At 41.5% G+C, this 8,878-nt stretch carries 10 protein-coding genes, 1 tRNA gene and 1 rRNA gene; all 12 read left to right on the forward strand.

The window, feature by feature from the left end; genetic code table 11:
- Positions 1-46 precede the first annotated feature (46 nt).
- The gene (locus tag G613_RS0104250; protein WP_029231477.1) at positions 47-1,372 is read left to right on the forward strand and encodes a DUF5702 domain-containing protein; all 1,326 of its coding nucleotides are present in this window, start codon (positions 47-49) and stop codon (positions 1,370-1,372) included.
- The gene (locus G613_RS18445) at positions 1,362-2,282 is read left to right on the forward strand and encodes a hypothetical protein (protein WP_029231478.1); all 921 of its coding nucleotides are present in this window, start codon (positions 1,362-1,364) and stop codon (positions 2,280-2,282) included. The genes G613_RS0104250 and G613_RS18445 overlap by 11 nt, the downstream gene beginning before the upstream one ends.
- Before the next feature lie 2 nt (positions 2,283-2,284).
- Positions 2,285-2,731 carry a prepilin peptidase gene (locus G613_RS0104260; RefSeq protein ID WP_029231479.1) on the forward strand — a complete coding sequence of 149 codons (447 nt, stop codon included), beginning with the start codon at positions 2,285-2,287 and terminating at the stop codon, positions 2,729-2,731.
- Positions 2,707-3,144, forward strand: a complete 438-nt coding sequence (locus tag G613_RS0104265; protein ID WP_155828029.1) for a TadE family protein — start codon at positions 2,707-2,709, stop codon at positions 3,142-3,144. The genes G613_RS0104260 and G613_RS0104265 overlap by 25 nt, the downstream gene beginning before the upstream one ends.
- Before the next feature lie 2 nt (positions 3,145-3,146).
- Complete coding sequence (locus G613_RS18450; RefSeq protein WP_029231481.1) at positions 3,147-4,553, forward strand: DUF6382 domain-containing protein; 1,407 nt, start codon at positions 3,147-3,149, stop codon at positions 4,551-4,553.
- 39 nt (positions 4,554-4,592) lie between these two features.
- Positions 4,593-5,600 (forward strand): SCP2 sterol-binding domain-containing protein, encoded by a 1,008-nt coding sequence (locus G613_RS0104275; protein WP_029231482.1) that lies wholly within the window; start codon positions 4,593-4,595, stop codon positions 5,598-5,600.
- 21 nt (positions 5,601-5,621) lie between these two features.
- A complete protein-coding gene (locus G613_RS0104280) occupies positions 5,622-6,272 on the forward strand; it encodes a rhomboid family intramembrane serine protease (protein ID WP_029231483.1) in 651 nt (216 codons plus the stop codon).
- Positions 6,272-6,676 (forward strand): HIT family protein, encoded by a 405-nt coding sequence (locus G613_RS0104285; protein WP_029231484.1) that lies wholly within the window; start codon positions 6,272-6,274, stop codon positions 6,674-6,676. Before G613_RS0104280 ends, G613_RS0104285 begins: the two co-directional genes overlap by 1 nt.
- A 39-nt stretch (positions 6,677-6,715) precedes the next feature.
- On the forward strand, positions 6,716-7,558 hold the full coding sequence (locus tag G613_RS0104290; RefSeq protein ID WP_029231485.1) for a fumarate hydratase: 843 nt from the start codon (positions 6,716-6,718) through the stop codon (positions 7,556-7,558).
- Between the two features lie 24 nt (positions 7,559-7,582).
- The gene (locus G613_RS0104295) at positions 7,583-8,110 is read left to right on the forward strand and encodes a Fe-S-containing hydro-lyase (RefSeq protein WP_029231486.1); all 528 of its coding nucleotides are present in this window, start codon (positions 7,583-7,585) and stop codon (positions 8,108-8,110) included.
- Between the two features lie 113 nt (positions 8,111-8,223).
- Positions 8,224-8,311: transfer RNA gene (locus tag G613_RS0104300), tRNA-Ser, on the forward strand.
- Between the two features lie 492 nt (positions 8,312-8,803).
- Positions 8,804-8,878: ribosomal RNA gene (locus tag G613_RS0104310) — 16S ribosomal RNA — on the forward strand; the annotation flags it as partial.

Consider the following 8,878-nt stretch of genomic DNA (forward strand, 5'->3'; position numbering starts at 1 on the left):
TCTTGTTCTGGCTCTCTTTCAGGGGGCCAGAATAGGGGCAGTCAGAATGAAAACAGAGTGCGTCTGCGACATTGCGATGAACTCGGTCTTGTCAGAATATAGCAGAGCTCTGTATGAGCAATATGGTCTTCTTATGGTGGATGCCTCCTACGGGACCGGAGCTCATTCAATAACAAATGTCCAGGAGCATTTAAGAAACTATGCGGAAATGAATTTTAAAAGAAGCACTGCTGGAGGTCTTTTGAATGCCCAGACCATGACTGCTATGTACTGTAAAGATGCGAGAATTTCAGGATATTCGGTGGCCACAGATAATAACATGGCGGTACTTGCAAGGCAAATAATGGCATACATGGAAGGGGAGCCGATTGGAAACCTTATGAGTGATGTGCTTGGAAATGCGCAAAGCCTTCAGGACGGCGAACTTGACACTATCGATGTAGATGAACTAGCAAGGGAGAACCAGGAGCTGATTGATTCTTATGAGCTTCCGGAAATAGAAAAAGAAAACGGAGAAAAAGAAGTTATTTCCATAGGCAATCCTGCAGATGTGGTCAATTCTCAGCGTGGGATAGGGGCGTTAAATCTTGCGATCAAAGATAAATCAATAATCTCAACGGCAGTGGTGAATACATCCGAATATGCATCTTGCAGAAACCTTAATAAGGGGACAGGTCTTGACGAATCCGGAACTTCTACGGGACAGAATCTGATTTTGGATGAGTATTATTACGAGAAATGCAGCAGGTATGGAGAGGAGCTGGAGAAATCTCTTTTGAAGTATCAGCTGGAATACCTGATTTATGGCCAGGGAAGCGACTACGGGAATCTTGAGAAGATGGCCAGGACCCTACTTTTCTGGAGACAGGCATCCAATATGCTGTATTTATTTGGGTGTACACCCAAGGTTAATGAGGCCGATCTCCTGGCCAGTGCACTGTCAGTTATTCTTTTTGTTCCAGAGTTAAAAGATCCTATTAAATATTCTATTTTATTTGCATGGACGTTTGCTGAGTCCATCTCCGATCTTCATATCCTCTTTTCCGGAGGAAGAGTTCCACTTTTTAAATCTGATTCCACTTGGAAGCTAAGTCTTACAAATATGTTTTCTTTTAGGGACCATATGAATGGAGGCGACCTTGGAGAAGGTCTTTATTACAAAGACTATCTGAGGATGAAGCTTCTTTTTACTGATGCAGGGACTAAGCTATGCAGAATGGCGGACATAATAGAAATGGATGTTAGGCAAACCGATGGAAATGGAGCATTTAAGCTGGATTACTGCGTTGACATAATACGTGGGGAACTGCTTATCGGTACGAGATTTGGCTATGAAGCAAAGATAGAAAGGATATACGGATATGAGAGGTAGGTGGCAAAAGATATGCCGACATGCAGTCGTGGATGGATACAAAGGCACTTCTGCAAAACCAACAATAAATAAAAGATATATACTCCAGACAATCAGAACTCTAAAGGAAGTGTCTTTTTCTGCATCCATGACTCTTGAAGCATCTATTGCGCTTCCTCTTTTTATCTTTTTCTTTGTAAACATAATCGGAGCTATAGAGATCATCAGGGTTCAGTCGGATGTGGAAGCTGTTCTCCATCAGGTGGGAAATGAAGTGACTATAAGAGCCTACGACATTAGAGAAGGTGAGAACCTCCTTGGGGCAGATGGTGGGGGCACTATTTTGGAAGGGGGCGCGCTAAGCGGATACGCAATCTATGAAGTAAGAAGCAGGCTTTCAGAAAGGCTTGACCGAAATACGGTAATGGATGGATCTTCCGGGCTTAACATGCTTTCCTCCAGAATAATGATGAGCGGAGATATTGTTGATATTGTGGCCAGGTACAAGGTTCATCCGGTTATTCCGCTCATCGGATTTAAGGATTTTCTTGTGGAATCCAGGTATTATGGACATGCCTGGACCGGATATGATATCTCTTTCGGCCCGGATACGGAAGCTATGCAGGAAGAAATGGTCTATGTGACTGAGCACGGAACTGTTTATCACAGAAATGTCGGATGCAAGTATCTTAAGCCCAGCGTAAAGAGCGTGCACTTTTCTGATGTAGGAGGGCTGCGAAATAAAGACCGCTCCAAGTACTACGCCTGCGAGTATTGTGGGGGGAAAGTTGCCGGGGGAGATGTTTTCATAACGGATTATGGAGAAAAATATCATACAAGTGTCAGCTGCCCAGGGTTAAAACGAAAGATTTATACAATTCCAATCTCCGAAGTGGGAGGCAGGGGCCCTTGCAGTGCATGTGGAGGATGATTATGTGGATGATAACAAGAATAGTTTTTATGGTGCTGCTACTTTCTGCGGCGTTTACTGATCTTAAGAGAAAAGAGATACCGATGCTACTGATTGTATTACAGGCATTAACTGCTGTAGTTGCCATGGTATCAGTCATTGTGCAAGGCAATATGTGGCCATATGGATTACTGTCCCTTATCCCCGGGGTAGTCATGATAGTTATTAGCTTTGCGACAAGGGGAGAGCTTGGAGTGGGAGATGGCCTTATTCTCCTGTGTATGGGACCTGTTTATGGAATGGAAACGACCTGCTTAGGGCTTTTTATATCACTACTTTTAAGTTGCCTGTTTTCTATAGGTATTTTGGTGCTTGGAAAGGGAAACCGTAAGACAAGGCTTCCTTTTGTACCTTTTTTGACAATGGGAATGGGGGTGATCGTATTATGCGGAAGCTTCCGGGTTATATGACAGTAGAAGCATCATTTATCGTACCTATGATCATTTGTGTCTTTGTGTTGATCATATATTTCTCAAATTATGTATATGCAAGATGCATTCTCGCGCAGGATAGCTATATTCTGGCTTTTCGTGCCTCCATGGATAAAGAGGCCAATCCGGCTACTGTTGTTGATAGTAAGAAAAATGCTGTGGCCGGGAAAAAATACTATGGAAACAGGTCCCCAACATTTGACTGCAGCACTTCGGGAAAAGAAATAGAGGTGACCGGAGGAACAGAAACAAAGCATTCGGCAATGGGGCGTTTTTTTCTAAAGCCAAAAGGAAGCTGGAAGCTAAAGAGCAGACAGTATGCCAAAAAGAGAGATTATTCAGGACACATAAGGACCGTTAAAAGAATCAGGGATATAGGAACTAAGGAGTAAAAATGGAATATAGATATTGTAGAGAACTTAAACATAATTATTTGATTGTAAAAAACGAGAACCTCGACGTACCCAAAAACGTCAGCTATCAGACAAGGATGCTGGAACGAGGAAATTTATCCGGCTTTATCCCATGTGATATGAGGACCATAAACAATGAGAGCTATCTGTATTATGAGATTAATTCCATGCAGAGTCTTAAGGACAGATTTTCGGTAAAGGGTATGAGTGCTATGGATGTTCGAATGCTCCTGGAAGCTCTGAAGAATTCCCTTGAGAGTCTGTCTGAATATCTTCTTGGCATGGAAAATGTCATTTTGAACAACCAAAGCGTATTTGTTGATCTTTCCACATCACAGTTCAGATTCATGTATTGCCCGTTTGATACAAATAATGCCGGTTTTGCAGGCTTTGTAGACGAGCTTTTTGAAATTGTTGATCATGAAGATGAAAAAGCTGTAGAGATGATTTATTCCTGCTCGGAGAAAATGCAGGTTGAAAGCATGCTTGTTATAGACTGCATTTCACAGGTCTTGGAGGAGGATAATGAAACTACTGAAGAACCCAAAGTCTCGGACACGGCGGCTGACACAAAAGAACTAATGGATACCGACGATTCTTTTTACGAAGATGAATTCGAACCTGAGGAAACTTCAACAAAACTGAAAAAGCCAAGATCAAAGCATTCAAAAATAGACGGAAAAGTTCAGATTATATTTGGCTTTTTATTCATTGGATTGTTGGTAGCGATGATGTATATCAGAATGAATTACGTTCTTTCCAAGCAGGAGGACGTTCTTTCAATTATCGTGATTGTTATCTCTATGATTACAGGACTAATGGCCGTTTTGACAGGGGTTAAGGATATATGCGCAGGAGGCATTTCGGGGATTAAGCTTAAGAACAAGTCAGGTATAGAAGAGGAAAATGAAGAGGACTATGGGTATGATTTTGAAACCTCTGGAGAAGAAGATTTTTTTGCTGATACCGATTATGTTAAGGAAGACAGTTATAAGCGTAAAGTGAGTGTGATATCAAATACTGCGCCTTCGAAAAGAAATCCTGTTACCTGCAGTGAGACTGTTGTACTTATGAGTGAAGAAGATGATGATAAGGATATTACTTTATATAGTAGAAACGCGGACAAAACAATCCGAATTCCCCTTGAAAAGCTGCCCCTTACAATAGGCAAAATGGAAGGCTGCGTCGATAAGGTGATCAGTGATATGAGTATTTCAAGGATTCATTGCAGATTCATGAGAGATAGTCAGGGGCGGGTGTCAGTCGTTGATCTTGGCTCTACGAACGGTACTTTCAGGAACGGACTTAAGCTCAACCCCCAAGAAGAATGCCATATAGAGGAAGGCGATGAAATTAAAATAGGAAGAATCTGTTTTGACTGTAGGTGAAAAATGGTATAATACCCTTAACTAGTTGGAGGGGTATCCATGAAGATTAATATCTATTACGGTGGCAGAGGAATAATTGACGATCCTACGCTATACGTTATCTCACAGATCACTGCAATCTTACAGGAATTAAATGTCAAAGTTCAGCAATACAATTTATATGAGCAGCGTAACGGAATCACCGCGCTTCCTAATACACTCAAGGATGCAGATGGTGTAATTCTTGCGTCCACAGTCGAGTGGTACGGCGTTGGCGGATATCTTATGCAGTTCCTTGATGCATGCTGGTTATATGGAGACAAGGACCGTATTAAAGAGATTTATATGGCGCCTGTTGTTATGTCTACCACACATGGCGAACGTGAAGGAATGATGAGCCTTGCAGCAGCATGGGAAATGCTTGGGGGACTTCCATGTGATGGAATGTGCGGCTATATTGCTGATACTACAAAGCTTGAGAACAGCACAGAATATACCAAGATAATCGAGAAAAAGACTGAGAATATTTACCGTACTATTAATCAGAAAATGCCGGTTTTTCCAGCCAGTAACCAGGCGGTTATCAATAAAGTCTCTGTTGCAAAAGGAATCGACCTTACTCCGCAGGAGTCTGAGCAACTTTCCGAATATGCATCAGATGATAATTATGTTCGTACTCAGAAAGAGGATTTGCAGGAACTTGCAAGTATCTTCAGAGACAAGATGGGCCAGGATGATGCAGCGGTTGGAAATGTGGATGAGTATGTCAAACTTCTCAGTAAGAAATTTACCCCTGTTGCGGGAGTTCGCGCTAAGTATAAAATCACTTTACAAGATAATCCCAAGGCTAAACCTATCATAATTGATGTGGACAACAGCAAATGTGACTGTCGTATAGCCGACGAGGATAATTGCGATGTTGTTATTACTACAGATCAGCATATTCTCGAAGATGTTCTTGAGGGTAGAATGACCTTCCAGAGAGCATTTATGGCGGGCAGTATCAAGATGAAGGGAGACTTTAAGCTTCTAAGGAGTATGGATCAGCTCTTTGATCTAATGGCGTAATCCTAAGCTTAATGCATTGGAATGCCGGATAATTCTAATAATAACAACGAAGAATTCTTCGAAAAGCAAAAACAGATCTATAAAACGTCCTATGTTACATTGGCACTGGTACTTATCAATGTTGTAGTGTTTGCGCTGAGCAACACGATTTTGCAGCTTTTGTATTCGATAGGGATGATGTACACCCCCGGAGTGCTTGAGAATGGTGAGTACCATCGTCTTATAACAGCTATGTTTCTGCACCAGGATATAAATCATCTTTTTAATAACATGATGATGCTTCTTTTGGTAGGGGCAATCGTGGAGCACTACCTCGGACATATCGCATATATTATCATGTATATGGTAGCAGGTATCTTTGGAAATCTACTATCTATGGCCTATGAGGTAAAGAATAATCTTAACTGGGTTTCGCTTGGAGCCAGCGGTGCTGTTATGGGAATAGTTGGTTTTCTGGTTGTGTGGCTGTTTATTAACCGCAAGACGCTTGTGAAAGACAAATCCATGCTTATAAGGCTATTTTTTCTCATGCTGTTTGTAATTGAGTCATGCTTCTTTCAGGCAGGAGCCAATACAGTGGCACATCTGGGAGGCTTTCTTGCTGGCTTCGTTTTTGGAATAATCAATATTATCTTATTTAATAACAGAAAAGACATGGAGGGAATTGCGTAATGAGTGACTGTATTTTTTGTAAAATAGCAAATGGGGAAATACCTTCTAACACTATTTTTGAGAATGATGATTTCAGAGTAATTTTGGACCTTGGCCCTGCTACAAAGGGACATGCTCTTGTTCTTCCCAAAAAGCATTATGCAGATCTTTTTGAAATTCCTGCAGATACTCTTGCTGAGGCTTCAAAGGTTGCCAAGGAAGTTGCGGCTACTATGAAAAAGAAGCTTGGTTGTGATGGTCTTAATCTGGTGCAGAACAATGGATCTGCAGCAGGTCAGACAGTTATGCATTTCCATCTTCACATCATTCCAAGATACGTTAACGATGGACAGCACATTCTCTGGAAGCCAACAAGCCCATCTCCTGAAGAGCTTGTAGAAATCAAGAATACAATTTTGGGCTGATAGCGGCTTTTTCTACTATAATTGAGGAGTTTTGTTTTTATGCGTGAGATTAATGTCGCTGAAGTAACCAAAACAGTTAGGCAGATGTGCATAGATGTTAATTATGAGCTTTCCGAGGATATGCAGGCTGCACTTAAAAAGGCACAAAATGAAGAAGAATCCGAGCTGGGAAAGACTATTTTTTCCAAGCTTCAGGAGAATTTGGTGATTGCAAAAGAAGATCAGATTCCGATTTGCCAGGATACAGGAATGGCTGTCTTTTTCTTTAAAATAGGACAGGACGTTCATTTTGTGGGCGGAAATCTAACAGATGCGATCAATGAAGGCGTAAGACAGGGATATACAGATGGGTATCTCAGAAAGTCCGTAGTTGGAGATCCTCTTATCAGAAAGAATACAGGAGATAATACTCCTGCTGTTGTGCATTACGACATTGTGCCTGGAGATGGTGTAACTATTACCTGTGCCCCAAAGGGATTTGGCAGTGAGAATATGAGCAGAGTCTTTATGCTAAAGCCGGCTGACGGAGAAGAAGGCGTCAAAAATGCCATAGTACAGTCTGTACTGGATGCAGGACCAAATGCCTGCCCTCCGATGGTAGTAGGCGTTGGCATAGGAGGCACTTTTGAAAAATGCGCCGAGATGGCTAAAGAGGCCCTTACAAGACCAGTAGGTCAACACTCGGAAATTGATTATGTAAAAGACATGGAAGAAGAAGTTCTTAATAGAATAAATGCTACCGGAATAGGCCCGGCTGGACTTGGGGGTAAGATTACAGCACTGGCTGTCAACATCAACACCTATGCAACGCATATAGCGGGGCTTCCTGTTGCAGTTAATATATGCTGCCATGTGAATAGACATATAACAAGAGAAATCTGAGACCTAACGGAGTAAATTTATTATATGGAAAAGAAAATCCAGGCGCCTTTAAATAAAGAGGTGGTTAAAGAACTTAGAAGCGGCGATATGGTATATATTAGCGGCACTATATATACTGCGAGAGATGCAGCCCATAAGAGAATGTCAGAAATTCTTGCAAGTGGCGGAGAGCTTCCTATAGATATTAGGGAAAATGTGATCTATTATATGGGACCTTCCCCTGCAAGAGAGGGAAGACCTATTGGATCTGCAGGACCGACAACAGCAAGCAGAATGGATAAGTATACTCCTAAACTTCTTGATCTCGGACTTGGCGGAATGATAGGAAAAGGTAAAAGATCTGCTGAAGTTAAAGAAGCTATAGTTAGAAATAAGTCTGTATACTTTGCTGCTATTGGCGGCGCAGGTGCTCTTCTTTCAAAAGCTATAAAAGCATCAGAAGTAGTTGCCTATGATGATCTTGGAACAGAAGCCATAAGAAAGCTTGAGGTCGAGGATTTCCCTGCAATAGTTGTGATAGACTCTGAGGGGAACGACCTATATAATAAATAAAATAAGACAAACCAATTGACAAAGGCATTTGCTCTTTGTATAATTACATTTGCGTCTTGATTAAATCAGGCGTAAGAATTCACAACCACATATTGGTAGAGGGATTCAGGCATGGAGAAATACTCAAGTGGCTGAAGAGGCGCCCCTGCTAAGGGTGTAGACCGTTCACGCGGTGCGCGGGTTCAAATCCCGCTTTCTCCGTTTAGCACATAACTCCTAAGGATTAAATCCTTAGGAGTTTTTTGTTGCCCTGGATCAATATGATTCGTATAAAGAATTATCCAGTGCAAATACAAATGCATCTACAAATTGGGGTTAAAAAGCTTTGAAGTGCCCATATATAGTGACTTATAAACTTTTTCGAAATTTCTGAAAAAAGTTGTTGCATTTGTAAAAGTGCTTTGCTATAATAACTTTTGCCCGTTGCGAGAGGGCAGCTACCCACACAGAAAGAGGCTTTGACCCAGTAGCTGTTTTCGAAAGGGCAAAAATCTTTTTAAAAAAGTTGTTGACAAGAACTTGAAGCTGTGATATTCTAAATGAGTTGCGGCTGAGAGCTACAACGACAAAGAACCTTGACAAATAAACAGTAATGCAACCCTGAAAAATTCCAAGAGAATTATTCAGAACAAAAATTAGTAAATAACGGACAGAACAAAAGCCAAGCTTGAGTTCTGGCCAGATCAAACTTTTAAACGTGAGAGTTCGATCCTGGCTCAGGATGAACGCTGGCGGCGTGCCTAACACATGCAAGTCGAACGGAGATTT

The organism is Butyrivibrio sp. VCB2006 (genome assembly GCF_000420945.1).
Classification (GTDB): Bacteria; Bacillota; Clostridia; order Lachnospirales; family Lachnospiraceae; genus Butyrivibrio.